23 protein-coding genes are annotated in these 25,283 nt (G+C 69.4%); 11 read left to right on the top strand and 12 right to left on the bottom strand.

Going from position 1 to position 25,283, the window contains the following annotated elements; translation table 11 throughout:
- Positions 1 to 68: 68 nt before the first annotated feature.
- A complete protein-coding gene (locus MKK67_RS31650; protein ID WP_243973041.1) occupies positions 69 to 512 on the bottom strand; it encodes a DUF488 family protein in 444 nt (147 codons plus the stop codon).
- A 313-nt stretch (positions 513 to 825) separates the two neighbouring features.
- On the opposite strand from MKK67_RS31650, the gene MKK67_RS31645 reads away from it, so the two are divergent.
- Positions 826 to 1,596 carry a glycoside hydrolase family 25 protein gene (locus MKK67_RS31645; protein ID WP_244017504.1) on the top strand — a complete coding sequence of 257 codons (771 nt, stop codon included), beginning with the start codon at positions 826 to 828 and terminating at the stop codon, positions 1,594 to 1,596.
- 137 nt (positions 1,597 to 1,733) lie between these two features.
- Positions 1,734 to 2,546, top strand: coding sequence for a Crp/Fnr family transcriptional regulator (locus MKK67_RS31640; protein WP_243973037.1), 813 nt, complete (start codon positions 1,734 to 1,736; stop codon positions 2,544 to 2,546).
- Between the two features lie 16 nt (positions 2,547 to 2,562).
- Here the strand turns inward: MKK67_RS31640 and MKK67_RS31635 are convergent, their stop codons facing one another.
- Genes MKK67_RS31635 through MKK67_RS31620 form a run of 4 tightly spaced genes read right to left on the bottom strand, consistent with a single transcriptional unit; the run spans position 2,563 to position 5,808 of the window.
- The gene (locus MKK67_RS31635; protein WP_243973035.1) at positions 2,563 to 3,336 is read right to left on the bottom strand and encodes an ABC transporter ATP-binding protein; all 774 of its coding nucleotides are present in this window, start codon (positions 3,334 to 3,336) and stop codon (positions 2,563 to 2,565) included.
- Positions 3,336 to 4,340 (bottom strand): FecCD family ABC transporter permease, encoded by a 1,005-nt coding sequence (locus MKK67_RS31630; RefSeq protein ID WP_243973376.1) that lies wholly within the window; start codon positions 4,338 to 4,340, stop codon positions 3,336 to 3,338. Before MKK67_RS31630 ends, MKK67_RS31635 begins: the two co-directional genes overlap by 1 nt.
- Before the next feature lie 47 nt (positions 4,341 to 4,387).
- Positions 4,388 to 5,425, bottom strand: coding sequence for an iron ABC transporter substrate-binding protein (locus MKK67_RS31625; protein WP_243973034.1), 1,038 nt, complete (start codon positions 5,423 to 5,425; stop codon positions 4,388 to 4,390).
- Positions 5,425 to 5,808: a VOC family protein gene (locus MKK67_RS31620; protein WP_243973033.1), complete on the bottom strand. Its 384-nt coding sequence runs from the start codon at positions 5,806 to 5,808 to the stop codon at positions 5,425 to 5,427. The genes MKK67_RS31625 and MKK67_RS31620 overlap by 1 nt, the downstream gene beginning before the upstream one ends.
- Positions 5,809 to 6,011: 203 nt before the next feature.
- Between MKK67_RS31620 and MKK67_RS31615 the strand changes: the two genes are divergently transcribed.
- Both MKK67_RS31615 and fabI read left to right on the top strand, forming a co-directional pair.
- Positions 6,012 to 6,953, top strand: a complete 942-nt coding sequence (locus MKK67_RS31615; protein ID WP_243973032.1) for a DnaJ C-terminal domain-containing protein — start codon at positions 6,012 to 6,014, stop codon at positions 6,951 to 6,953.
- 114 nt (positions 6,954 to 7,067) lie between these two features.
- Positions 7,068 to 7,892 carry an enoyl-ACP reductase FabI gene (gene fabI / locus MKK67_RS31610; protein WP_243973027.1) on the top strand — a complete coding sequence of 275 codons (825 nt, stop codon included), beginning with the start codon at positions 7,068 to 7,070 and terminating at the stop codon, positions 7,890 to 7,892.
- On the opposite strand, the gene MKK67_RS31605 is transcribed toward fabI, so the two are convergent.
- Together MKK67_RS31605 and MKK67_RS31600 are read right to left on the bottom strand one after the other, a co-directional pair.
- Positions 7,889 to 9,052, bottom strand: a complete 1,164-nt coding sequence (locus tag MKK67_RS31605) for an AAA family ATPase (protein ID WP_243973026.1) — start codon at positions 9,050 to 9,052, stop codon at positions 7,889 to 7,891. The two genes, fabI and MKK67_RS31605, sit on opposite strands and share 4 nt — an antisense overlap.
- Before the next feature lie 16 nt (positions 9,053 to 9,068).
- The gene (locus tag MKK67_RS31600; protein ID WP_243973025.1) at positions 9,069 to 10,061 is read right to left on the bottom strand and encodes a polyphosphate kinase 2 family protein; all 993 of its coding nucleotides are present in this window, start codon (positions 10,059 to 10,061) and stop codon (positions 9,069 to 9,071) included.
- A gap of 98 nt (positions 10,062 to 10,159) precedes the next feature.
- Here MKK67_RS31600 and MKK67_RS31595 point away from each other — a divergent pair, with 98 nt between their 5' ends.
- From MKK67_RS31595 to MKK67_RS31580, 4 genes are all read left to right on the top strand, one after another.
- Complete coding sequence (locus MKK67_RS31595) at positions 10,160 to 10,747, top strand: histidine phosphatase family protein (protein WP_243973024.1); 588 nt, start codon at positions 10,160 to 10,162, stop codon at positions 10,745 to 10,747.
- Between the two features lie 373 nt (positions 10,748 to 11,120).
- Positions 11,121 to 15,209, top strand: coding sequence for a Pls/PosA family non-ribosomal peptide synthetase (locus MKK67_RS31590; protein ID WP_243973023.1), 4,089 nt, complete (start codon positions 11,121 to 11,123; stop codon positions 15,207 to 15,209).
- 163 nt (positions 15,210 to 15,372) lie between these two features.
- The gene (locus MKK67_RS31585) at positions 15,373 to 16,515 is read left to right on the top strand and encodes a sensor domain-containing diguanylate cyclase (RefSeq protein ID WP_243973021.1); all 1,143 of its coding nucleotides are present in this window, start codon (positions 15,373 to 15,375) and stop codon (positions 16,513 to 16,515) included.
- A gap of 60 nt (positions 16,516 to 16,575) precedes the next feature.
- The gene (locus tag MKK67_RS31580) at positions 16,576 to 16,782 is read left to right on the top strand and encodes a SlyX family protein (RefSeq protein ID WP_243973019.1); all 207 of its coding nucleotides are present in this window, start codon (positions 16,576 to 16,578) and stop codon (positions 16,780 to 16,782) included.
- Between the two features lie 260 nt (positions 16,783 to 17,042).
- On the opposite strand, the gene MKK67_RS31575 is transcribed toward MKK67_RS31580, so the two are convergent.
- Together MKK67_RS31575 and MKK67_RS31570 are read right to left on the bottom strand one after the other, a co-directional pair.
- On the bottom strand, positions 17,043 to 18,476 hold the full coding sequence (locus tag MKK67_RS31575; RefSeq protein ID WP_243973017.1) for an NAD-dependent succinate-semialdehyde dehydrogenase: 1,434 nt from the start codon (positions 18,474 to 18,476) through the stop codon (positions 17,043 to 17,045).
- A gap of 123 nt (positions 18,477 to 18,599) precedes the next feature.
- Positions 18,600 to 19,388 carry a class II glutamine amidotransferase gene (locus tag MKK67_RS31570; protein WP_243973015.1) on the bottom strand — a complete coding sequence of 263 codons (789 nt, stop codon included), beginning with the start codon at positions 19,386 to 19,388 and terminating at the stop codon, positions 18,600 to 18,602.
- A 309-nt stretch (positions 19,389 to 19,697) separates the two neighbouring features.
- Here MKK67_RS31570 and MKK67_RS31565 point away from each other — a divergent pair, with 309 nt between their 5' ends.
- On the top strand, positions 19,698 to 20,090 hold the full coding sequence (locus MKK67_RS31565; RefSeq protein ID WP_243973014.1) for a response regulator: 393 nt from the start codon (positions 19,698 to 19,700) through the stop codon (positions 20,088 to 20,090).
- Positions 20,091 to 20,484: 394 nt separating this feature from the next.
- On the opposite strand, the gene rpsU is transcribed toward MKK67_RS31565, so the two are convergent.
- The gene (gene rpsU / locus MKK67_RS31560) at positions 20,485 to 20,820 is read right to left on the bottom strand and encodes a 30S ribosomal protein S21 (RefSeq protein ID WP_243973013.1); all 336 of its coding nucleotides are present in this window, start codon (positions 20,818 to 20,820) and stop codon (positions 20,485 to 20,487) included.
- 322 nt (positions 20,821 to 21,142) lie between these two features.
- Here rpsU and MKK67_RS31555 point away from each other — a divergent pair, with 322 nt between their 5' ends.
- The gene (locus MKK67_RS31555; RefSeq protein WP_243973012.1) at positions 21,143 to 22,189 is read left to right on the top strand and encodes a threonine aldolase family protein; all 1,047 of its coding nucleotides are present in this window, start codon (positions 21,143 to 21,145) and stop codon (positions 22,187 to 22,189) included.
- 255 nt (positions 22,190 to 22,444) lie between these two features.
- On the top strand, positions 22,445 to 24,058 hold the full coding sequence (locus MKK67_RS31550) for a peptide chain release factor 3 (RefSeq protein WP_243973011.1): 1,614 nt from the start codon (positions 22,445 to 22,447) through the stop codon (positions 24,056 to 24,058).
- 197 nt (positions 24,059 to 24,255) lie between these two features.
- On the opposite strand, the gene MKK67_RS31545 is transcribed toward MKK67_RS31550, so the two are convergent.
- Both MKK67_RS31545 and MKK67_RS31540 read right to left on the bottom strand, forming a co-directional pair.
- Entirely contained in the window at positions 24,256 to 24,714 is a 459-nt protein-coding gene (locus tag MKK67_RS31545; RefSeq protein WP_243973010.1) for a response regulator, read from the bottom strand.
- An 8-nt stretch (positions 24,715 to 24,722) separates the two neighbouring features.
- Positions 24,723 to 25,190 carry a BLUF domain-containing protein gene (locus MKK67_RS31540; RefSeq protein WP_243973002.1) on the bottom strand — a complete coding sequence of 156 codons (468 nt, stop codon included), beginning with the start codon at positions 25,188 to 25,190 and terminating at the stop codon, positions 24,723 to 24,725.
- Between the last annotated feature and the right edge of the window lie 93 nt (positions 25,191 to 25,283).

The raw sequence follows: 25,283 nt of genomic DNA, 5'->3' as shown, positions 1-25,283 counted from the left end.
GAGTGGAATGCGACCCGGGAAAGGGACGCACGTTTCATTCATGCGCGACGGCTGAAGCCGGCGGCGATTCAACCGAACAGGTCGGTGACGGAAAATCCCCGGTCCGCCAGCCGCTCGGCCAGCACGCGGCGGTGGCAGCGGGCCGGGTCCCGCTCGAAGCAGAGCAAGCAGGTCGGCGCGGCCTCCGCCATGGCGGCGAGTTCGTCCAGGGCGACGCCGCCCGCGGCCGTGTCGAGCACCTCCTCGCAGTAGATCCTGCGCATCAGCGCCGCATCGTCGGCCCGGGCGGCCTCGCGGCCGGATTTCGGCGTGCCCAGGCTGCGCAGATGCGCGTAGCCGAGCCCTGCCTCCACGAGACCGGTGCCGAGCGCGCCCTTCGAGAAGCCGCGCTTGCGCGAATTCGCCACCGCCCGCACGTCGGCGAGCACGGCGACGCCCGCCGACTTCAAGGCGTCGGTCAGCCGCTCCGGGTCGAGCCCTTCGTAGCCTATGGTGAATAAAAGCTTGCTCACGGGACCGTGTCGGGACTCGCGTTGCGGGACCGGCACTTAGCCGGATCCGGGCCTGTGCACCAACCGGGGATTGAAGCGGTATGTCGCGGCGGTGCAACGCATCCCGGAATTCCGCCGCAATGATCGCAAAGCTCCGTTAACTGCGCCAGGGCCATCGATTACGCCTGACTTTGGCGCTTCTTCGGTGGCGGGCTGAACACTGATGGTGCGGGATTACAAGCTTTCGCAGGCGCCGTCCGCCGAATCGGGCCGGGGTGCCGGCCGTCTGAAGGGCGTTCGGCGATTCGCCACGCGGGTCCTGGCCGTCGCGGTGATGGCCGGCCTCGCGGCCTGCGCGTCGAACAACGATTTCTACCCGACCAAGGGTGACGCCAAGCCCCATCCGGGCGTGGCCAAGGCCAAGCAGCACCCGATCCAGGGCATCGACATCTCGAAGTGGCAGGGCAACGTCGACTGGGCCTCGGTCCGGGCGGCTGGCACCCAGTTCGCCTTCATCAAGGCGACCGAGGGCGGCGACCACGTCGACGAGCGCTTCCGGACAAACTGGGACAACGCGGCCCGGGCCGGCGTGCCGCGCGGCGCCTACCACTTCGTGTTCTGGTGCCGCTCGGCCCGGGACCAGATGGAGTGGTTCAAGCGCAACGTCCCGAACGACCCGACGGCCCTGCCGCCGGTGCTCGACGTCGAGTGGAACGGCCACTCGCAGACCTGCCCGAAGAAGCTGCCGAAGGCGCAGGCCCTGGCGATGGTCACCGAGATGCTCGAGGAGATGGAGCGCTACACCGGCAAGCGCCCGATCATCTACACCGACATCACCTTCCACAAGGACGTGCTCGAAGGCGAATTGCCCGACTACCCGCACTGGCTGCGCTCCACCGCGGCCGAGCCGGAGCAACGCTTCGTCAATCGGAAGTGGATGCTGTGGCAGTTCACCTCGACCGGGCGCGTCCCCGGGGTGCAGGGCGACGTCGACCGGAACGCCTTCTACGGCACGCCGTCCGACTGGGCCTCGTTCCTGTCGACCGATTGCGATCCCCGCGAGCACCGGCGGCTCTCGGAACAGGGTTTGTGCACCGACAAATAAATGATCGTGCCCGATAGACTTAAGTTGGTTTGCCAACACAGGCTGGGATATAAGCGTGTCGGATTCTCCCGCACGCCGGCGGGCCGCTCGACGAGGATCCTTCCGGGAGCCTCTTCTCCCATGATCCCCTGCCTGCAATGCCCGCTGACCGCGCCGCCTCCCTCACGGGCAACCTGCTCCTCGATGCGCTTCGGGAGCCCGACCGCGCGCTGATCGCGCCCCATCTCGAACCGGTCTCCTTCGACAAGGGGGCGAGCGTGTTCCAGGCGGGCTCGGACGTGACGCACATCACCTTCCCGTGCGACCAGACCGTCGTGGCTCTCATCATCGCCACCCGGGACGGGCGCTGCGCCGAGACCGCCACGATCGGGCGCGAAGGCGCGGTCGGCGGCATCGTCAGCGCGGGCCGGGTGCCGGCCTCCACCGAGGCGATCGTGCAGATCGGCGGCCCGATGCTGCGCCTCGATGCGGAGCGTCTCCAGGATGCCAAGCGCCGGTCCACCGAAATCCGCAACCTGTTCGCGCGCTACTCCGACTGCCTCCTGGCCCAGGTGCTCCAGGCGGCGGCCTGCAACGCCCTGCACCCGATCGAGCAGCGCTGCCTGCGCTGGCTCCTGACGCTCCAGGACCGGATCGGCGGCGACACGCTGCCGATCACCCACGAATTGCTGGCCTCCATGCTCGGCGTCCAGCGCACCTACCTGACGCGCATCCTGCGGACGCTTCAGGATCAGGGCCTGATCCGCGTCGGGCGCGGGCGCATCACGGTGCTCGACCGCCGGGCGATGTCGGGGGCCGCCTGCGAGTGCCACGGCCGGGTGCAGCGGCATTTCAAGACCGTGCTCGGCGCCGTCTATACCGCGGACGGCTTCGACCGGATCGAGCCGCCGGCCCCCGTCGACGGCGATCTGGAGCCGGCCATGGCGTTGCCCGGCAGAGCGCGCGGCTGAGGCGGTCTGACGGTCGTCAGTCGAGCACCGGCGCGCAGACCGGGGCCGCGACGCCCGGAACCCGTGCCACCACCACGTCGATCCCGTAGAGCCGGCGCAGCAGCGCGGGCGTGATCGTCTCGGCCGGCGGCCCATAGGCGGTGAGGCGGCCGTCCTGCAGGGCCACGACCCGGTCGGCACAGAGCAGCGCATGGTCGGGATCGTGGGTCGACAGCATCACGGCGATGCCGGACCGGGCGAGGCGGCGGACCTGCGTCAGCACCCGGGCCTGGTTGCCGAAATCGAGGCTCGCGGTCGGCTCGTCCATCATCAGCAGCCGCGGCTCGCCGCTGAGCGCCCGGGCGATCAGCACGAGCTGCCGCTCACCGCCGCTGATCTCCGTGTAGATCTTGTCCGACAGGTGCCCGATGCCGAGCGTCTCAAGCGCCCGCCTCGCCGCTGCCTCGTCCGAAGGTCCGGGGGCGGAGAATGGCCCGAGCCGGCTCGCCCGACCCATCACCACCACCTCGCGCACCGTGAACGGGAAGAACGCCGCATGGGCCTGCGGCACGTAGGCGATCGCCCGGGCGATTGCGGTGCGCGACAGCGTGGACAAGTCGGCGCCGTCGAGGGCGACGCGCCCGGCCCGCGCCGGCAGCAGACCGAGCAAGGTCTTGAACAGGGTGGTCTTGCCGCCGCCATTCGGGCCGAGCAGGCACAGCACTTCGCCGGCCTCCAGGCCGAACGAGACATCTGCGCCGACCGTACGAGCGCCGTAGCCGAAGGCCAGATCCTCGACCCGCAGCAGCATCAGCCGAGCCCCCGCCGCCCGGCCGCCAGCAGCCACAGGAAGAACGGCGCGCCGACCAGGGCCGTAAGGATACCGAGCGGCACCTCGATCGTCCCGGCGCTGCGGGCGATCAGGTCGACGGTGAGCAGGTAGGCGGCCCCCAGAACCAGCGAGGCCGGCAGCAGCCGGCGGTAATCCGGCCCGACCAAGAGGCGGGCGATGTGCGGGACGATCAGGCCGATCCAGCCGATCACCCCGGTCATCGAGACGGCGGCGGCCGTCACGAGCGTCGCCCCGGCGACCAGCACCGGCCGCAGCACTCGGGTCTCGACCCCGAGCGCCCGCGCCTCCTCGTCGCCGAGGCTCATCAGGTTCATGCGCCAGCGCAGCATCACGAGGGGCGCCAGGCCCAGCAGCATCATCGGCAGGATCGCCCCGATATCGCCGAGGGTCACCGAGGAGAGGCTGCCGAGCAGCCAGAAGGTGATCGCCGGCAATTGATTGTAGGGATCGGCCAGGACCTTCAGCAGGGAGATCCCGGCGCCGAGGACCGCGCCCACCGCAACGCCCGCGAGCACCAGGGTCAGGACCGGATCCTGGCGCTGCACCGCCAGACCGACGCCGTAGACCAGGGCGACCGCCCCGAGGCCGCCCACGAAGGCGAGCCCCTGGATCGCCGCCACCGGCAGGCCGAGATAGATCCCGAGCACCGCCCCGAGCCCGGCCCCGGCCGAGACGCCGAGAATGTCGGGCGAGACCAGCGGATTGCGGAACAGGCCCTGATAGGTCGCCCCCGCCGCCGACAGGGCCGCTCCGACCACCAGGGCGGCCACCACTCGGGGCAGGCGGACCTGCATCACCACGGTCTCGACCGCGGCCGGCGCCCGCGATGGTAGGCCGAGGAGCCGGTGCCCGAGCACGGCGCCGAGATCCGCCAGGGAGACCGGGTACTTGCCGATGGCCAGGGCGGCCAGGATCAGCGCCAGCAGGGCGAACCCGGAGAGGATCGCCGCCGGGATGCCGATCTGTTTCCGGGTCGGAGCTTCGCCTGCGACGGCCGTGGGGCCCCGGCTCACCGGGCCGGGCTCGACGACAGGATCGCGGCGGCCTCTTCGGCGTCGAGCTCGACATGGTAGAAGCGTCGGTAGAAGGCGCGCACCACGTCGGACATCGGCTCCGGGAACAGATCCGGATGGAGCAGGCCGGCAAGCCAGCGCAGGCCGATCAGTCGATTGACCCCCGGCGGTGCATCGAACCACGGGAACGGCTGCAGCGGCGCCAGGTAGATCCGGCCGGTCTGCACGGCCTTCACGTCCTTCCAGATCGGGTCGGTGCGGGCGGTCGCCGCGAAGGTCGGATCGAGGGTGACGATCACCTCCGGGTTCCAGGCCAGCACCTGCTCGGGGGAGACGGTCCCGAGCCGGCCGCCGCCATCCTGGGCGACGTTGCGGGCGCCGGCCGCCTCCAGCAGCTCGGTGTTGATCGACCCGGCAAAGCCCGTCTCCAGCCCGCGGGGACCGCGGGCGTAATAGACCCGGGGACGCTGCGACTCCGGCAGGGACCCGACCGCCTTTGCGACGGCGTCGGTCAACGCCTGGGCGTAGGCGGCCAGGGCATCCGCGTCTTCCTGCCGGCCGAGGGCCGCCCCGAGCTGCCGGTAGGTCTCGGGCATTGTGGAGAACGCGCCGTCGAGCAGGATGTAGGGGATCCCGGTCTGGGCCTGCACCCGGTCGGCGAGCGACGCGTAGGTCGGCCCGAGGCTGCCCGAATCGACGATCAGGTCCGGCTTGGCGGCCAGCACCGCTTCGACATTGGCGGTGCCGCCGCGCCCGGTCAGCCGCCCGAAGGCCGGGAGCGTCCGGGTGCGGGGTTCGAGATAGGGCAGGGCGGCCGGTGCGGGCGCGCTCACCCAGCCGGCCATCCGATCGGGGGCGAGGCTGTAGAGCAGCACCGAGGCCGGCGGCCCCGCGGCCAGGACCCGGTTGATCTTTTCGGGAAGCTCGACGGTGCGGCCGGCCGCGTCGGTGAACGGGCGCGCGGCCGCCCCGCCGGCCAGGGCGAGGAATACCAACAGCGCTCCCGCGAGGCCGCGTCCGACAGAAAAAGCCATCAGGCGGACCGACGCTCCAGGATCTCGATCAGCGCCCCGTCCGGACCCTCCACGAAGGCGATCCGCAGGCCGGGGCCGCGCTCGGTGATGCCGGCCCGCACGGTGACGCCGCGGGCCGCGAGATCGCTCATGGCGGCGTCGATGTCGGCGACGCGCAGGCCGATATGCTCGATGCCGAGACAGGGCGTCTGCGTGGCCGGCGCGGTCTCGGCCGGGGCCTGCTCGATGAACACGGTCAGGCCGCCGAGGTCGAGCACCATGCGCTGCACCGGATCGGCGCCGACGCGCTTCACCTCCGTGGCCCCGAAGGTTTCGACGTAGAAGGCGGCGGCCTTCACGGCGTCACGGCTGCGCAGGTGAACGTGGTCGCAGGCGTACTGCATCGCTTATCTCTCCTGCGCCCCGACCCCGATGGGTCGGTGCGGGCGTCGTGCGTCAAGGTTATGCCGTCGCGCGCGCGGGGGCGAGATCCGCCGCTTGACGCAGGGCCCGAACCCGCAGACTTTCGCCGCCGCGATCGTTGCAGGGATGCAACATCCTTCCCACATCCGGGTGGAAATTCCACACCGCATAGCCCAAGAGACCGATGCGCAATCCCTACGACGTGCTGGGCGTCCCCAAGGGAGCGAGCGAAGCCGACATCAAGAAGGCTTACCGCAAGCTCGCCAAGGACTTCCACCCCGACCGCAACAAGGACGACGTCAAGGCCAAGGACCGGTTCGCCGAGGCGAACTCGGCCTACGAGATCCTGGGCGATTCCGAGAAGCGCAAGCAGTTCGACCGCGGCGAGATCGATGCCGACGGACGGCCGCGCGCCTCCGGATTCGAGGGATTCTCGGGCGGCTTCGGCGGCGGCGGCAGGTCCAGCGGCTTCGATTTCGAAAACATGGCCCGCAGCCGGCAGGGCGGCATGGGCGGTGGGATGGGCGGCGGCGGGATGGGCGAGGACATCTTCTCGCACATCTTCGGCGAGGCGTTCCGCGCGGGCGGCGCCGGGCCTGGCGGCGCCCGCCAGGCGGCCAAGGGCGAGGATGTCGCGGCCGAACTGTCCGTGAGCCTGGAGCAGGTCGCCAGCGAGGAGAAGCTGCGGCTGGCGCTCCCCACCGGCCGCGAGGTCGACGTGGTGATCCCCCGGGGCGTCGAGGACGGCCAGACCATTCGGCTCCGCGGCCTCGGCCAGAGCGCCGGACCCCGCGGCGAGCCCGGCGACGCGCTGCTCACCATCCGCATCCGCCCGCATCCCCGCTTCACCGTCGATGGCGCCGACCTGCGCACCAACGTCGAGGTGCCGCTGGAGGACGCCGTGCTCGGCGGCATGATCCGGGTGCCGACCCTGACCGGCGCCGTCGAGATGAAGATGCCGCCGATGACCAGTTCCGGCCGCACCTTCCGGTTGCGCGGCAAGGGCCTGCCCAAGAAGGACGGCACCCGCGGCGACCTGTTCGCCACAACGGCGATCACCCTGCCGGAGAACGAGGATCCGATCCTCACCGACTTCGCCCGTGGCCGGCGCGCCAAAGCCGCCTGACACACGCGACGCCCCCGACCGTCATGCGGTCGAGGGCGGACTTCCGTCGCCGGGCCGGCTCCGTTAAGGAGACCCCCGGTGCCGCAAGGGGCCGAGAGGTTTCCAGGATCGATCATGGCGGAACACGGGCAGGGCATTCTGGCGGGCAAGCGGGGCCTCGTGCTCGGCGTCGCCAACAACCGCTCGATCGCCTGGGGCATCGCCCGCAGCGCCCGCGCGCACGGGGCCGAACTCGCCTTCACCTATCAGGGCGACGCCCTGCGCAAGCGGGTCGAGCCCCTGGCGAAGGAACTCGACGCGCATGTCATCGGGCATTGCGACGTGACCGATGCGGCCACGATCGACGCCGTGTTCGCGGAGGCCGCGCGCGTCTTCCCCGAAGGCATCGACTTCGTCGTCCACTGCATCGCCTTCTCGGACAAGGACGAGCTGACCGGCCGCTATCTGGAGACGTCCGAGGAGAACTTCACCAAGTCGCTCCTGGTCTCGTGCTACTCGTTCACGGCCGTAGCCCAGCGCGCCGAGAAGATCCTGCGCCCCGGCGGCTCCCTGCTGACGCTGACCTATTACGGCGCCGAGAAGTGGATGCCGCACTACAACGTCATGGGCGTGGCCAAGGCGGCGCTCGAAGCCTCGGTGCGCTACCTGGCGGCCGATCTCGGCCCGAAGAACATCCGGGTCAACGCGATCTCGGCCGGCCCGATCAAGACCCTGGCGGCCTCGGGCATCGGCGACTTCCGCTACATCCTGAAGTGGAACGAGTATAACGCGCCCCTGCGCCGGACCGTGACCATCGGCGAGGTCGGCGAGACGGCCGCCTATCTGATCTCCGACATGTCGGCCGGCATGACCGGCGAGATCCTGCACGTCGATGCGGGCTACCACGTCGTCGGCATGAAGAACCCCGAAGCGCCGGACCTGACCCTCGACAAGGATTAATCGACTTCGCCGTCGTTCGCGTCGGCGAATTCACCCGACAGCGTGAGCCCGTCGATCCAGGTCTCGCCGTCGCGCTTGATCACGACGCGCGGGCGCGCGCCGCCATGGGTCGCGATCCCGTCCGCCAGCCGCTCGGAATGCGTGACCAGCCAGATCTGAGTGCGCTCGGCGGCCCGGGCGATCATCCGGGCGAGCGGTTCCATCAGATCGGGATGCAGGCTCGCTTCCGGCTCGTTCAGGGCGATGAAGGGCGGCAGGCGGTAGGCCAGCAGCGCTCCGGTGAGCGCGAGGTAGCGCAGCGTCCCGTCCGACAGCTCCGTGGCCGCGAAGATGCGGCCCGGGAAGTCCCGGAAGGTGACCCCGAAGCTTGCCTCGCGCCCCGGCTCCGGCACCACGAGCCGGGCGCCCGGGAAGGCGCCGTCCAGCGCTTCGTCGAGATCGCCCGTGTCCTGCCGGATATGGGCCAGGGTGGCGAACACGGCGGCGAGGTCGGACCCGTCCGAGGCGAGGGTCGGCGTCGTCACCGCCAGGCACGGGCGGCGGAGCGGCGACTCGGCATCGGTGCGAAAATCGTGGTGGAAGCGCCAGGCCGTCATGGCGAGCCGAACCAGGGCGATCTCCGGGTGGCGCGTGGCGTCCAGGAAGGTGCCGAGCGCGGTCTCTGTGGGCAGCAGATCCAGGCCCAGCGGCCGTTTGCGCCCCTCCTCGTCGCGGGCGAAGCCGGTCCGGCCATCGCGGTCGAGGATGACCGCCGTGCGGGCGCCCGTCCGGACGGTCAACCGCTCGGCCTTCACCTGCGGTTCCTTGCGGAAGGCGGCGCCGTAGGTGGTGCCGCCGGCCTGCTGCACGAGCCCGACCTCGACCGCGTAGGTAAACACCTGTCCGGTCCCGTCATCGTGCAGGGTGGCGGATAGGCGGATCCGGGCCGCCTCGCCGTGCCGCCGACGTCCGGCCCAGAGCACCGAGTCCATGCCGCCTTCCGCGGCAAGCGCGCGGGTGAGCGTCCCCCGGGCCGCGTCCTGCAGCAATTCGAGGCCGCGATAGAGGTTGGTCTTGCCGGTGCCGTTGCCACCGACGAACACCGAGAGATCGTCCACCGGGAAGCCAATCCGCCGTAGGGAGCGGTAGCCCGAGACCGCGATTTCCCGAACCACCAGCATGCGGCACCTCTTCGGATCAGTCCGGGATCTTCAACTCGGCGATGCCCTTCTTCGCCTTCGGGAATCGCGGGTCCATCGCTTCGAGCGTATCGGCGATCGTGCGGGCAATCACGTAGTTGCGGAACCACTTGTGGTTGGCCGGCACCACCAGCCACGGCGCCTGCGGCGTCGAGCATTGCGAGAGCGCGTCGGCGAAGGCCTGCTGGTAGGCGTCCCAGGATTTCCGCTCGACGAGGTCGGCGGGGTCGAACTTCCAGTTCTTCTCGGGGTCGGCGATCCGGGCCTCCAAGCGCTTCTTCTGCTCGCCCTTGGAGATGTGCAGGAAGAACTTGATCACCACCGTGCCGGATTCGGTGAGAAGCCGCTCGAAATCGTTGATCAGCCGGTAACGTCCCTGCCAGACCTTGTCCGGCACCAGGCCTTTCACCCGCACCACGAGCACATCCTCGTAATGGCTGCGGTTGAACACCCCAATCATGCCGCGCCCCGGCACCCGCGCGTGGTAGCGCCACAGGAAGTCGTGATCGAGCTCCTCGCTCGACGGCACCTTGAACGACGCCACCGCGCAGCCCTGCGGATTCACGCCCTTGAGCACCGAGCGGATCGTCCCGTCCTTGCCGCCGGTGTCGATCGCCTGGAACACCAGCAGCAGGCTGCGCGCCCGCTCGGCATAGAGCTGCTCCTGCAGCGCGCTGATGCGGTCGCGCTCCTGGGCGAGAGCCTCCTTCGCCCAGACCTTGTCGAGACCGCCATCGGCGTCGCAATCCACGGCCGCGAGGTCGATGCGCGTCCCGGGCTCCACCGTCACGATGCCCGGGGCGGCCAGGATCCGGACCGGCCGGTGAGCGCCCAAGGCCGCCGGGGCCGTCCCGGCGATCGCGTCGGCCGCCCCGGCCCAACGGGCGGTCGAGGGTGCGCCGGCCCGGGCGGCTTCGTGCCGATCGGGGCTGTCTGTCACACCGTCGTCTCGCGACTGGCCGGGAAGATGCTTACCGTGTTTCTTGGACATGGGCAGGACCTGTTGAGGGGCATTGCCGACGAACGCCCAGAACGGTTGGCAAGCCCGGCCGTTCCGGGCGCCTGCGCAGCGACAGGACTTTGACACGGTTGGCCACGATCTACTTCATCCGCCACGGCCAGACCGCTTGGAACGCCGAGGGCCGCCTGCAGGGCAGTCGCGACATCGATCTCAACCCTCAAGGGGAGGCGCAGGCCGTCGCCGCGGCGCAGCGTCTCGCCGCGCTTGCGGGGCCGGGCGTGGCGGAAGCGGAGTTCCTCGCGAGTCCGCTCAAGCGCACCCGGCGGACCATGGAAATCCTGCGGACGACGCTCGGCCTGCCGCCGGAGGCGTACCGCACCGATCCGCGGCTCCGGGAGATCGGCTTCGGCAGCTGGGAGGGCTCGACCTGGGCCGAGATCCGCCGCCGCGATCCGGGGGGCGCCTCGGCACGCGACCGCGCGCGCTGGAACCACCGTCCGCCCGGCACCGGCGGTGAGAGCTACGCCACCCTGGTCGAACGGGTGGGCCCGGTCCTGGCTGGCCTAGAGCGGGATGCGGTTGTCGTCGCCCATGGCGGCGTCGCCCGGGCGGCGCTGGTGGCGCTCGGATATCTCGACATCTACGCGGCGCCTCGCCTCGGCATCCGCCAGGGCGAGGTGCTGGTCCTGGGGCCGGGGGGGTGGCACTGGGCGTAGCGCCTCATCGCAAACGGTGTAGGCAGCTTTCGGGATTACGCAAAACCGAGAGCCGTTCCCGATCGCGTTGCAATCGGGAACGGCTCTAAGTCCTTGATTGAACGCGCTCGCTTACGCCGAACCGGTATCCACTTCGGCGGCGAGCGCTCTGGTCGCCCGCCCCGCGTTCGCGATCCGACGTCCAGGATGCAGGGCTGGCGGGACGGATCGGACGCGCTTGCTTTCGCCGAACCGATTGCCACTTCGGCGGCGAGCGCTTTCATCCGTCCTTCACCTACGGTTCAAAGCCGCCTCGATAACGGCATGATCGGCTGGCTATAGGGCGGTCGCCACGGTATGCGCCGACCTGTTCGGGCGGCCAGCGGAGCAGCGGATGAGCGACCTCGCCGAGAAGACCCGGCTCGAACCGGCTGACGCGGCGCGCGAGCGTCCGGCGGACGGGGCGGCCGTGCTGCGTGGCGAACACCGCCCCGACCTGATCCGCGACGAGGTGCTGGCCGAGATCTTCCTTGCCTCGGCGCGTGCCCGGCCCGAGCATCCCTGCCTCGTCGACGGAGCCCGCCTCGTTGCGGGCGGTGCCCATCCGCACCTGACCTATGCCGAGGTTGCCGCCCGCGCCGGGCGGATCGCCGCCGGCCTTGCCCATCGCGGCATCGGCCCCGGGGACGTGGTCGGCCTGTGGATGGCCCGCGGCCCGGACCTGCTCGTCGCCCAGATCGGCATCACCCTGTCGGGCGCCGCCTGGCTGCCGTTCGACGCCGAAGCGCCGGCCGACCGGGTCGGGGTCTGTCTCACGGATGCCGCCGCCAAGGCTCTGCTGGTCTCGCCGGCGCTGGCCGCCGCCGCGCCCGATGCCGCGCCGGCGCTCACGCTGTCGGATCTCGATGCGGCGACCCCCGCGGAGGCGGCGGTGCCGGATCCCCGCGCCGCCGGCCTGACGCCGGAGCACCCCGCCTACCTGATCTACACCTCCGGCTCGACCGGCGTGCCCAAGGGCATCGTCATCAGCCACGCCAACATCTGCCACTTCCTCCGGTCGGGGAACGCGCTCTACGGCATGCGCGCCGACGACATCGTGTTCCAGGGCGCCTCGGTCGCCTTCGACCTGTCGATGGAAGAAATCTGGGTCCCGTATCTCGTCGGCGCGACGCTGTTCGTGGCGAGCCCGGCCATGATGGGCGACATCGAGTCCCTGCCGGGTATCCTGGAGGCGGAGCGGATCACGGTGCTCGACACCGTGCCGACCCTGCTGGCGATGATCTCCGGCGACCTGCCGACCGTGCGCCTGGTCCTGCTCGGCGGCGAGGCCCTGCCCGAGCCGCTGGTCGCCCGCTGGGCTACCGGCACGCGAAAACTGTTCAACACCTACGGGCCGACCGAGGCGACCGTGGTCGCCACCGCGGCCGAGATGCGGCCGGGCGAGCCCGTCACCATCGGCGGCCCGATCCCGAACTATTCAGTCTACGTCGCCGGCGAGGATCTGAGCCTGCTCGGCCGTGACCAGCAGGGCGAATTGCTGATCGGCGGCCCAGGCGTGGCCCGGGGCTACCTGGCGCGGCCCGAGTTGACCGCGGAGAAGTTCATCGCCAACCCGTTCGTCTTGGACGGGACCGACCCGATCCTCTACCGTTCGGGCGACGCGGTCTCGATGGATGTCGCCGGCCGGATCCTGTTCCACGGCCGCATCGACGATCAGGTCAAGATCCGCGGCTTCCGGGTCGAACTCGGCGAGATCGAGGCGCGGATCCGCAGCGTGCCCGACATCAACCAAGCCGCCGTGGTGCTGCGCCAGGATGACGGCGTCGACCGGCTGGTCGCCTTCCTGATCCCCGAGCGCGGCCGGTCGGTGGATACCGCTACCTTACGCCGGACGCTGGCTGGCCAGATGCCGCCCTACATGGTGCCCGGCCATTTCGAGCTGGCCGAGACCCTGCCGCGCCTGACCTCCGGCAAGGTCGACCGCAAGGCCCTCAAGATCGCGCCGCTCACGGTCGTCTCCGCCGACGGCGAGCAGGAGCCCCCGGCCAACGAGACCGAGGCGGCCCTGGTCGCCGCGGCCAAGCAGGTCCTCGGCAACCAGCCGATCCCCCTGGAGGGCGATTTCTTCGCCGATCTCGGCGGCCATTCCCTCCTGGCCGCCCGCTTCGTCTCGGCGGTGCGCGAGGCGCCCGCGCTCGCCGGCATCACCCTGCCGGACGTCTACGCCCTGCGCACCCTACGGGCGATGGCCGACGCGCTGATCGCCCGCACCGGCGGCATGGGCGCGGCGGCCTCCGTCCGCGACCTCAGCTTCGAGCCGCCGCCGCTGCTGCGCCGGGCCCTGTGCGGGCTGGCCCAGGCCATCGCGCTGCCCATCGTCATCACGCTCTCCACCGCCCAGTGGCTCGGGATCTTCGTCACCTACCTGCTGCTCACCGGCGGCGGACTCAGCTTCTTCGCCGAACTCGGCGTGCTGCTGCTCGTCTACATCGCGATCAACGGCGTGACCGCGGTGATCGCAGTCGCGGGCAAGTGGCTGATCCTCGGCAGGACCAAGCCCGGCCGCTACCCGCTCTGGGGGGCCTACTACTACCGGTGGTGGCTAGCGCAGCGCCTGGCCCCCCTGGTCCACGTAAAATGGCTCCAGGGCTCGCCGGCGATCTCGGTCTACCTGAGGCTGATGGGCGCCAAGGTCGGCCGCGACGCGCTGATCTCGGATATCGAGATCGGCGCCCCCGACCTGCTGACCATCGGCGACGGCGCCTCGCTGGGCGGCCGCCTGGTCATCGCCAATGCCGAGATCGTCGGCAACGAGCTGGTGATCGGCGCGGTCGAGATCGGCGCCGACGCGGCCATCGGCACCTCCTGCGTCATCAGCCACGACACGGTGATCGGCGCGCAGGCCGAGATCGCCGACCTGACCACGATCCCGACCGGCACCCGGGTCGGGCCGGCCGAGATCTGGGACGGCTCGCCCGGCCGCAAGGTCGGGATGGCCGATCCGTCCGAGCTGCCGGAGGCCGCCGACGCCCCCTGGTCGCGCCGCGCCGCCTTCGGGGTGGCCTATACCGTGCTGCTCGGGGCGATCCCGGCGGTCGGCCTGCTGCCGATCTTCCCGGCCTTCTTCATCTTCGACCAAATCTCGGATTCGCTCTCGGACATCACCGATATCGACTACCACTGGTATCTGCCGATCCTCACCTGGCCGACCGCCATGCTGATGACCGCCGGCACGGTGCTGCTGATCGCCGGCATCCGCTGGATCGTGCTGCCGCGGACCCGCTCGGGCACCTACTCGGTCCATTCGCTGTTCTACCTGCGCAAGTGGTCGCTGGCGCTCGCCGTCGAGGTGACGCTTGAGACGCTCTCGTCGCTATTCGCCACCGTCTACATGCGGGCCTGGTACCGGCTGATGGGCGCCCGGATGGGCCATGGCGCCGAGATCTCGACCAACCTCGGCAGCCGCTACGACCTCGCCGAGGTCGGCGCCAAGAACTTCGTCGCCGACGAGGTCGTCTTCGGCGAGGAAGAGATCCGGCGTGGCTGGATGCATCTCGAAGTGGCGCGGACCGGTGCGCGGGTCTTCGTCGGCAACGACGCGGTCGTTCCGCCGGGGGCCGACATCCCGGACGACGTGCTGATCGGCATCAAGTCGAAGCCCCCCGCCAATGACGCCATGAGCCCCGGCGAGACCTGGTTCGGCTCGCCGCCGATCCGGCTGCCCGCCCGCCAGAGGGTGGATCTCGGCTCCAACGCGCAGACCTACGAGCCCGGGCTATGGCCCAAGATCCGGCGCGGCGTGTTCGAGGCGTTCGCGACCTCGTTCTCGCCGATGCTCTACATCACCCTCGCGATCACCGTGATCGACTGGTATTTTTACCCGGCGATCCTCGAGAAGGACTGGTCCGGCCTTGCACTCAGCTTCGTGACCGCCAGCGTCTGCATTGCGCTGATCCAGTCCGCGGCGGTCATCGCGATGAAGTGGCTGCTAATGGGCGTCTACAAGCCCGGCATGCAGCCGATGTGGTCCTGGTGGGCGATGCGCACCGAGGCGATCGCGGTGGCCTATTGGGGCTTGGCCGGCAAGGTGCTGCTGGAGCACCTCCAGGGCACGCCGTTCCTGCCCTGGGCGCTACGCCTGTTCGGCGTGAAGGTCGGCCAGGGCGTGTGCATGCTCACCACCGACATCACCGAGTTCGACTGCGTGTCGATCGGCGACTACGCCACGATCAACCGCGTCTCGGCGCTGCAGACCCACCTGTACGAGGACCGGATCATGAAGATCGGCCGCGTCGTGGTCGGCCGCGGCGTCTCGGTCGGCGCCTTCGCGACGGTCCTGTACGACACCAAGGTCGGCGACTACGCGCGGCTGCGCCCGCTGACCATCGTGATGAAGGGCGAGTCGATCCCCGCCAACACCGAGTGGGAAGGGGCGCCGGCGGTGCCGGTGATCCATGCCGCCAAGGCAGGTGAGGCCGCATGAACAGGCCGTGCGGGCGCGCCTGCGACCATAATGAACTGACGTTACCAACGTGAGCGCGCCATTTTCATCGCTCTGCTTCTAAAAGCGCGCTCACATGCCTCGCGCGGTGGAGAATACCGGATCATCCCATGCTATCGTCTCGCTCGGAGACTGATAGAAAGCCGTGCATCTCGATCCCACTACCCTGCTGATCGTCAGTTCCGTGACGACGCTGCTGGTCGGCACGCTGTTCCTGCTGTCGTGGCGCCAAGCGCCGTCCTCGCGAGCCCTGGCGATCTGGGGCGCTGCGCATATCGTGGGCGCGTTCGGCTCCACTGGCCTCGCCCTGCGCGGTCAGATCCCGGACCTGCTGTCGATCGGTGTGGCCAATGCGGTGGTGCTCGCCGCCTACGGGCTGATCTGGAGCGGCGTGCGCTCGTTCGAGGGGCGGCCGACCCGGGCCGGCTTGGCTCTGGCCGGCGCGCTGATCTGGTGCGTCCTCTGCTTCGTGCCGGCCTTCTATGAATCGATCGAGGCGCGGATCATCTACGCGTCGGCCGCCGCGACCGTGTATTGCGGCGATGCGGCTGCCGAATTCTGGCGCGGTCACCGGGAGCGCCTCGCCTCGCGGGGCGCGGCCGCCACCCTGCTGGGGCTGCACGCCCTCTTCTACATCGTGCGGATCCCCTCGACGCTGCTGGCGCCGCCGCGACCCGGGCTGAACCCGCTGACGTCGCCCTGGGTGGCGATCCTGTGCTTCGTCACGTTGATGTTCTCGATCGCCTCGGCCTTCACCTTCATGGCCCTGGTCAAGGAGCGGGCCGAGCGCGAGCAGCGCGCTGCGGCGTCGACGGATCCGCTCACCGGAATCCCCAATCGGCGGGCCTTCGCGAGTGCCGCGGAGGCGGCCCTCGCCACGAACCAGCATGCGGCCCTGCTGCTGTTCGATCTCGACCGGTTCAAGGCCGTCAACGACGTCCACGGCCACGCGGTCGGCGACGCGGTGCTGATGGGTTTTTGCGTCATGGCCGGCTCCCTGCTGCCGGGTGAGGCGATGCTCGGCCGGCTTGGCGGCGAGGAATTCGCCTGCCTGCTGCCCGACGTCTCCCCCGCCGAGGCCCTGGCGCGGGCCGAGGAACTGCGCCGGACTTTCTCCGGCCTTTCGGTGCCGGAACTGCCGACCCTGCGGGTCAGCGTCAGCATCGGGATTGCGCAGGCCCGGGATGGGTCCGACTTCGAGGCGCTGATGCGCCGGGCCGACGCCGCGCTCTACGCCGCCAAGCACCAGGGGCGCGACCGAGTCGCGGTGGCCGCATATGCCGCCTGAGGCGGCGCAGTCGGAAATCCGGCGCGGATGCGCTATCGCGGGCCGGACTGGAGACCGGCCATGGACGAGCCCACCCGCATCGATCGCCTGGAGATGCGCCTCACCGAGCAGGACTCGGTCATCGAAGACCTGAACCGCACCGTGACGGAGCAGTGGCGGGTGATCGACCGGCTGGTCCGCCAGGTCGATGCGCTGCGGGATCAGGTTGAGGAAGCGGCAGCGCGGTCTGCACCCCGTGGGCCGGAACCGCCGCCGCCGCATTACTGAGAGGTTGTCTGGCTCGCATGGCCCACCCTCGTCCTCATCCCGAGGTGTAAGCGAAGCGAGCCTCGAAGGAGCCCTCCAGTTGGCCGTGCGATCCCTGGAGGTCTCCTTCGAGGCCCAGCGATCTTCGATCGCCGGGCACCTCAGGATGAGGTGGAGATTGGGACGAGCCCGAGCTTCACCGGCATGTAACCAAGCTCGCGAGAGCGAACGAACTTCGAGAAGGCCGGCGCGTCGCTGTCGGCAACGCGCCGGTTCAAGCTCTAAAAATTCGCCTGGGTGACGAACTTGGTCACGAGGTAGGCGTCGAGCGCTTCCGAGCCGCCCTCGCTGCCGTAGCCGGATTCCTTGACGCCGCCGAAGGGCGTCTCCGGCACGGCGAGGCCGTGGTGGTTGATCGAGATCATCCCGCTCTCCACCGTGTTCGACACCCGCGCGGCCCGCTCGGCCGAGCGGGTATAGGCGTAGGCCGCGAGCCCGTAGGGCAGGCGGTTGGCCTCGGTGAGCGCCTCCTCGTCCTCCGAGAACCGGTTGATCATCGCCACCGGGCCGAACGGCTCCTCGTTCATGATCCGGGCAGTCAGCGGCACCTCGGTGAAGACCGTCGGCTCGAAGAAGTTGCCGCGGTTGCCGATGCGCTTGCCGCCGGCCCGCAGGGACGCTCCGGCCGATTCGGCGTCGGCGGTCAGCGCCTCGATCGCCTCCAGGCGGCGTCCGTGGATCACCGGGCCCATCTTGGTGTCGGGATCCAGGCCGTCGCCGACCTTCGCGCTCTTGGCGTAGCTGGTGAAGCCTTCGACGAACCGGTCGAACACCGAATCGTGGACGAGGAACCGGGTCGGCGACACGCAGACCTGGCCGGCATTGCGGAACTTCGACGGGGCGAGGACCGACACGGCCTTCTCCACGTCGGCATCGCCGAACACGATCACCGGGGCGTGGCCGCCGAGCTCCATGGTCGCCCGCTTCATGTGCTCGCCGGCCAGCGCCGCGAGCTTCTTGCCGACCACCGTCGAGCCGGTGAACGAGATCTTGCGGATCACCGGGTGCGGGATCAGGTAGGCCGAGATCGTCGCCGGGTCGCCGTAGACCAGCGACAGGGCATCGCCTGGGATGCCGGCATCCAGGAAGGCGCGGACCAGGGCGGCGCAGCTCGCCGGGGTATCCTCCGGACCCTTCAGGATCACCGTACAGCCGGTGCAGAGCGCCGCCGAGATCTTGCGGACGGCCTGGTTGATCGGGAAGTTCCAGGGGGTGAAGCAGGCCACGGGGCCGACCGGCTCGCGCAGAACCGCCTGCAGCACGCCGTCGGCGCGGGCCGGGATGACGCGGCCGTAGGCGCGCTTCCCCTCCTCGGCGAACCAGTCGATGATGTCGGCGGCGGCGAGCGTCTCGACGCGCGACTCGGCCAGGGGCTTACCCTGCTCCTGGGTCATGATGCGGGCGATCTCGTCGACGCGGGCACGCAGCAGGTCGGCAGCCTTGCGCATCAGCTTGCCGCGCTCGAACGGCGACACCTTTCGCCAGATCGGGAAGGCGCGGGCGGCCGCAGCCAGAGCCTCGTCGAGATCTGCCGTGGTGGCGACGGCGCATTGGCCGATCGTCTCGCCCGTGGCGGGATTCAGGACGCCCAGGGTCTCCCGGTCGGCGCCCGCGCGCCAGCGTCCGGCAATGTGAAGCTCGGTATCCGGATACATCGGTCAATTCCCGCCCGGCCGCATGCTCGGCCGTGGCCCGACATGTGGCAACGTGGCACGGATCGACAATCCCGCCCCGGGCATGGCTGAGGTGGGATCAGAGCGTTCGCCGCCGAAGCCGGTTCAGGCGGCGCGAGAGCGGGCGGCCTCGGGTCCGGTCAAGATGGTGGCGTGGCCGTGCCGGGCCCGGAGGGTGCCGCCCTTCGGGACGACCTGCCAGCCCTCGCGGCAGCCGTCGATCGGCTCGGACACGACGACGATCCCGCCCGGGCCATCGCGAAAGTACAGGCTCGGCGGCCGGCCGTCGCAGGCCCAGCGATAAGCGGTCAGGGTCTCGCCGTCGGTGAGCAGAGCGGTGAAGCGCAACGGCTCGGAGACGCCGGCCTCCTTCATCAGGCCGCGGATCGTCTCCAGGGTGCGGGCCATCGCGCCGACCGGATCCTGCTCGAGCCCGTTGGCCAGGGCCAGCAGGAAGATGGCTTCCGAATCGGTGCTGCCGCGCCGCTGATCGTAGAACGTGTCCGGAATCAGGGCCTCGAGCCGCCGCTTGATCCGGTGGTAGCCGCCGATCTGGCCGTTATGCATGAACAGGTGCCGCCCGTAGACGAACGGGTGGCAATTCGCCCGGGCCGTGGCGGTGCCGGTGGAGGCGCGCACATGGGCGAAGAAAGTCCTTGCGCGAACCTGGCCGCACAGGTTGGTGAGGTTCTCGTCCGACCAGGCCGGGGAGATGTCGCGATAGACGCCCGGCTCCGGGCGCTCGCCGTACCAGCCGATGCCGAAGCCGTCCCCGTTGGTCTCGGTCTTCCCCTCGTCGGCGTGCAGCGACTGATGCACCAGCGAATGCGTCGGCGCGCAGACCAGGTCCGAAAGAAAGACCGGCTCTCCGCTATAGGCGAGGAAACGGCACATGTCGGACGTCGATCCTTCTGTGGTCCGCTGAAGGCCATTCCGGAACGGAACGGGCGCCCGCGAATGAGATTAACAGTCGGTCCACACGGGTGAACAGGTTCTTAACCGCGACCCAGCTGCGCCATTTTCGGGCGTACCGCGCAAAAATGGCGCCGCTTGACCGCGGATCGGGCAGGGGCGGCTCAATCACGAGGACACTTGTGAGCCGGCTCCTGGCAGGCCAGCATGGCCGAATCGGGGAATCAGCGGTCCATCAATGAGGCTGCGACCCGAAAAGGGGTTTCAAGCAACCGAGAGCAGGAGATTTTCATGGATCGCGCACAGCCCGAGTGTTCCGCCCCCGTGGCGCTTGTCGTGGAGGACGATGCGGCGGTGCGCCACCTCGCGACCGCGGTGCTGGAAGAGAGCGATTTGGGCGTCATCGCCTGTGAGAGCGCCGAGGCCGCGCTCTCGGTGCTGGAGCGGTCCGACGTCACCGTGGCCCTGCTGTTCGCCGATATCCGCCTGCCCGGCGCCATGGACGGCGTGTCGCTCGCTCAGGCGGTCGAGCGCCGCTGGCCGGACGTGCGCGTGGTCGTCACCTCCGGGGCCAGCCGCGACGAACGCCTGCCCGACCAGACGGTCTACATGCAGAAGCCCTGGCGGGCGCTGGACGTGCTGGTCCAGGCCGAGCACGCCACGATGGCGGCCAAGGCGGCCTGAATAGGGGGGGACGCGCGGTTCTCCTCCTCCGTAGCGGGGGAGGGGGCCGCGTGTCGGGGCTGATCGCAGACGCTCAAACGCCCGATCCGTCATCCTACTCAGCCGCCCGGTTGGTTTCGGGCGAGGCGGTTGCAGCTTCCTCCCCCGTCATTGCGATCACAGCGAAGCAACCCAGGGAAACGCCACGTTCGGGAAGCGCGCGCCGCACTAGGTTGCTTCGCTGCGCTCGCGATGACGGCGCTGTGCGCTGAACGACCGAACGGGAACCAAGGGCGGCTCATGGGCTAACAGCAGCTACGGCCGCGCCCATAACCCTCACGATCCAAGTGATGATCAAACGCAAAAAGCCCGGCCGCTCGCGCGGTCCGGGCCTCTGCCGTTCGAAGAGAACGTCTTAAGCGACGGGCGTCGGGTTCACCGAGACCTGGCCGGCGGCGTTGCCAGCCTGCGGGCCGGCGGCGGACGGCGACGGGAAGCCGGGACGGCGGCTGCCAGCCGGGAAACGGGGCTTCGGCTTCGGAGCGGCGATCAGGCCCTCGCGGATGGCGGTCTTGCGCGCCTGCTTGCGGGCGCGGCGGACGGCTTCCGCCTTCTCGCGCGCCTTGCGCACGGACGGCTTCTCATACGCCTTGCGCTGCTTCATCTCGCGGAAGATGCCCTCACGCTGCATCTTCTTCTTGAGGACGCGGAGCGCCTGATCGACGTTGTTATCGCGAACGAGTACCTGCAACGGACTTGATCCTCTGGACCTGGATTTGGGGCTTGCGCAGCCCGCCGCCGATCTGGAAACCGGCAACGTCCCTCGCCCGGGTGAACCCGGGAGGGACGGGAACGTCGGTTTCCGAATCGGCGTGGAGCCCACGCCTTGGCGCGGCTTCTACACCAAGCGCGAACCAGTTCCAACATCTTCGCGGCATCGATCTTCGCAGCGGCCGTATCGGCATCCACGGCGCTCTTTCGGATACCGGTTCGACGCGCAGCAGCCCTGCTCGGGCTCGATTTGCCGCTGAGCCCGATTGCAACGCGCTCGGACGCGGATCTAGGCTACGCGGATGACGAACGACGACTCGCAGCAATTCGCCAGCGACAACTACTCCGGCATCTGCCCGGAGGCCTGGGCGGCCATGGAGGCGGCCAACCGCGGCCACGCGCCGGCCTACGGCGAGGATGCTTGGACGGCCCGGGCCGCAGATGCCTTTCGCGGAGTCTTCGAGACCGTGTGCGAGGTGTTCTTCGCGTTCAACGGCACGGCGGCGAACGCGCTCGCGCTGGCTTCGCTGTGTCAATCCTATCACAGCGTGATCTGCGCCGATTCGGCCCATGTCGAGACCGACGAGTGCGGCGCGCCGGAATTTTTTTCCAACGGCTCCAAGCTGCTCACGGTCCGTACCGAAGGCGGAAAGCTCACCGCGGAGGCGATCCGCGGGCTCGCCACCAACCGCAGCGACATCCATTTCCCGCGGCCGCGGGTGGTCACGATCACGCAGCCGACCGAGACCGGGCAGGTCTACACGCTGGCCGAGCTGTGGGCGCTCTCGGCGACCTGCCGCGAACTCGGCCTCGCGCTGCACATGGACGGCTCGCGCTTCGCTAACGCCTGCGCCAGCCTCGGCTGCAGCCCCGCCGACATGACCTGGCGGGCGGGGGTCGACGTGCTGTGCTTCGGTGGCACCAAGAACGGCATGCATGCCGGCGAGGCGGTGGTGTTCTTCGATCCGAAGCTCGCCGAGGATTTCGGCTTCCGGTGCAAGCAGGCCGGGCAGCTCGCCTCGAAGATGCGCTTCCTGGCCGCCCCCTGGGTCGGCATGCTGGAGAGCGGCGCCTGGCTGCGGAACGGCGCCCACGGCAATGCCTGCGCCCGGCGCTTCGCCGATGCCGTCGCCGGCCTGCCGGGAATTCGCGCGCTCTTCCCCGTGGAGGCCAACGCGGTCTTCCTGGCGATGCCGGCCGCGGCCATGGAGCGGCTGCGCGCGCGCGGCTGGCGCTTCTACACCTTCATCGGCGGCGGGGCACGATTCATGTTCGCCTGGGACGCCGAGACCGCGCGCGTGGACGCCCTGATCGCCGACCTGCGGGCGCTGGCAGCCGAGGCGGCGTGAGATTGGGTTTCCAAAGGGCTCAGCCCTTTGGCGGGGTTCTGGGGCAGAGCCCGGAAGCTTGCAGGGCTCTGCCCTGCACCCGCAAAAGGTCGAACGACCTTTTGAAACCGGGACTTTGGATCAGCCCGAGGTCGGCCCACTCCGCGGGTTCTTTGCCAATACCCGGGCTTGCCGCTACACGATCCCGAGACCGTCACCCGAGACTGCGCGCCGGGCGACGCCCCTCACGTTTTGCCGACCCAGAGCGTTCGCTCCATGCTGATGCAGACCAAGACCGAAGCGAGGCCGGCCGACCCGGTTGCGCGGCGGCGCACCTTCGCGATCATCTCGCACCCGGATGCGGGCAAGACCACGCTGACCGAGAAGCTGCTGCTGTTCGGCGGCGCGATCCAGCTCGCCGGCGAGGTCAAGGCCAAGCGCAACCGGGTCTCGACCCGGTCCGACTGGATGGGGATCGAGAAGGAGCGCGGCATCTCGGTGGTCACCTCGGTGATGACCTTCGAGTACGGCGACTGCGTCTTCAACCTGCTCGACACGCCGGGCCACGAAGACTTCTCCGAGGACACCTACCGGACGCTGACCGCGGTCGATTCGGCCGTCATGGTGATCGACGCCGCGAAAGGCATCGAGGCGCGCACGCGAAAGCTGTTCGAGGTCTGCCGGCTGCGCGACATCCCGATCGTCACCTTCGTCAACAAGCTCGACCGCGAGGCCCGCGACCCGTTCGAGCTTCTGGACGAGATCGAGAAGACGCTGGCCCTCGACGTCGCCCCGGTCACCTGGCCGATCGGCACCGGCCGCAACTTCTCCGGGACCTACGAGCTCGGCGCCAATCGCGTGCGCCGGCTCGACGCTGCCGAGGATGCCGGCATGGTCACGGTGTCCGGCCCCCAGGACCCGCTGTTCGACCAGCTGCTCACCGAGAACGGTGCAGCCGATGCGTGGCGCGAGGAGGTGGAGCTGGCCGAGGGCGGCCTGAAGCCGTTCGACCTCGACGCGTTCCGAGAGGGCCACCTGACGCCGGTGTTCTTCGGATCGGCGCTGCGCAATTTCGGCGTGCGCGACCTGATCGACGGTCTCGCCAAGGTGGCACCGCCGCCCCGCGGCCAGGATGCTGACAAGCGCCTGGTCGAGCCGACCGAGCCGCGCATGACCGGCTTCGTGTTCAAGATCCAGGCGAACATGGACCCGAACCACCGGGACCGGATCGCGTTCATGCGGGTCTGCTCGGGCAAGCTCAGCCGGGGCATGAAGGCCCGGCTGGTGCGCACCGGCAAGCCGATCTCGCTCTCGGCGCCGCAATTCTTCTTCGCGCAGGACCGCGCCATCGCGGACGAAGCCTTCGCCGGCGACGTGGTCGGCATCCCGAACCACGGCACCCTGCGGATCGGCGACACGCTCACGGAAGGCGAGGACATCGTATTCCGCGGCGTGCCGAGCTTCGCCCCGGAAATCCTCCGGCGGATCAAGCTCACCGACGCCATGAAGGCCAAGAAGCTGCGCGAGGCGCTCCAGCAGATGGGCGAGGAGGGCGTCGTCCAGGTGTTCGTGCCGCAGGACGGCAGCCAGGCAATCGTCGGCGTGGTCGGCGCGCTCCAGCTCGACGTGCTGAAGGAACGTCTCCAGGCCGAGTACGGCCTGCCGGTGGATTACGAGACCTCGCGGTTCTCGGTGTGCCGGTGGATCGAGTCGGATTCGGAGATCGAGCTCGACAAGTTCGTGGACAGCCACGGCTCGGCCATGGCCAAAGACCTCGACGGGGCTCCGGTCTTCATGGCGACCACGGCGTTCTCGCTCCGCTACGAGGAGGAGCGCTACCCGGCAGTGCGCTTCACCGACGTGAAGGATTATCAGAAGCGAGCGGCTTGAGTTTTTTGGGGGGCGGGCGCGACAGGCTCTCCCACCAATTCCCCTCATCCTGAGAGGCGCGGCCGCGAAGCGGGCGCCTCGAAGGGAGCCCTCCAGCCAGCCGCGCGATCCGTGGAGGCCTCCTTCGAGGCTGCTGCGCAGCACCTCAGGATGAGGGAATCTGGGTTGGAGAGGCCGCCGAGGCGAGAGAGCCTACCTCAAAACTTCCCCAGCATCGGGAAATCCACCGTCAGCGTCGATTCCGTCGCGATCGGGGCGTCGCGCTTGCGCGGCTTGCGGTTGAGCACCTGCTTCAGCTTGCTCTTCAGCACCGCCATGTCGAACGGCTTGAGGATGAAGGCGTCCGCCCCGGCCTGGTGGGCGAGGTTGATATCCTCGAAGTCGAAGGACGATTCGGTGAGCATGAAGGGCGTGTTCATCAACGCGTCGTCGCCGCGGATCTCGCGCAGCAGGCTCAGCCCATCCATCGGCTCCATGGTCAGGTCGGAGATCACCAGGGCGTAGCGGCGGGTGCGCAGCCGCTCCAGCGCCTCGGCGGCCGTGGTGACCCCCTCGACATCGGGGAAGCCGATCCGGGTCATCAGCATCACCTCGAGACGCAGGAGCTTCTCCTGGTCGTCGACGATGAGGATCGGGGGCGTATCGCTCTCGGGCATCGCTGCGCTCAGATGAAGAGGTGATCGATGCCCTGACGGGACATCGCGTCGTTCTGGAGCGCCACGCAGAGGCCGTGGATCGCGGTCGCCTTCGGGGTGCCGCGCTGGAGCATCGGCAGCAGGTTGGCCTTGGCGAACAGGCCGTCATTCGCCGCGGTGCGCTGGGCGCTCTTGAAGGAGTGGACGAATTCGCGCTTGGCGATCTCCCGCCACTCGTTGATCTGGACGTCGCGGTGGCGCTGGTCGGCGCTGACCCGGTCGAAGGTCTCGTGCACCGACGAGCGCTCGCCCTCGATCACCTGGCAGGCGAAGTTGCCCTCGATGATCAGGAAGCTCGTGATCACAGAGAACTCATTCTTCTTCTGCGCGACTCGGCCGATCTCGGTGATCTGCTCCGACCGCTTCGCAGGGTCCGACGACAGATTGAGGCGCGAGAAGTAAATGATGTGGACGAGGCTCGTCCGTTTCGCCCGCATGACCTCGAGATCCGCAATCCGTTCCGCGTCGGCGTGTTCGGGCAGGACGCGCCCCGCCCAGCTTAGCCCGCCTGCGATCCTCGCGCGAGCCGG

Origin of the sequence: Methylobacterium sp. J-072, from assembly GCF_022829425.1 — a bacterium.
In the GTDB taxonomy this organism is placed as follows: domain Bacteria; phylum Pseudomonadota; class Alphaproteobacteria; order Rhizobiales; family Beijerinckiaceae; genus Methylobacterium.
Note: the sequence above shows the minus strand (reverse complement) of the source record. Positions and strands in the feature narration are given on the sequence as shown.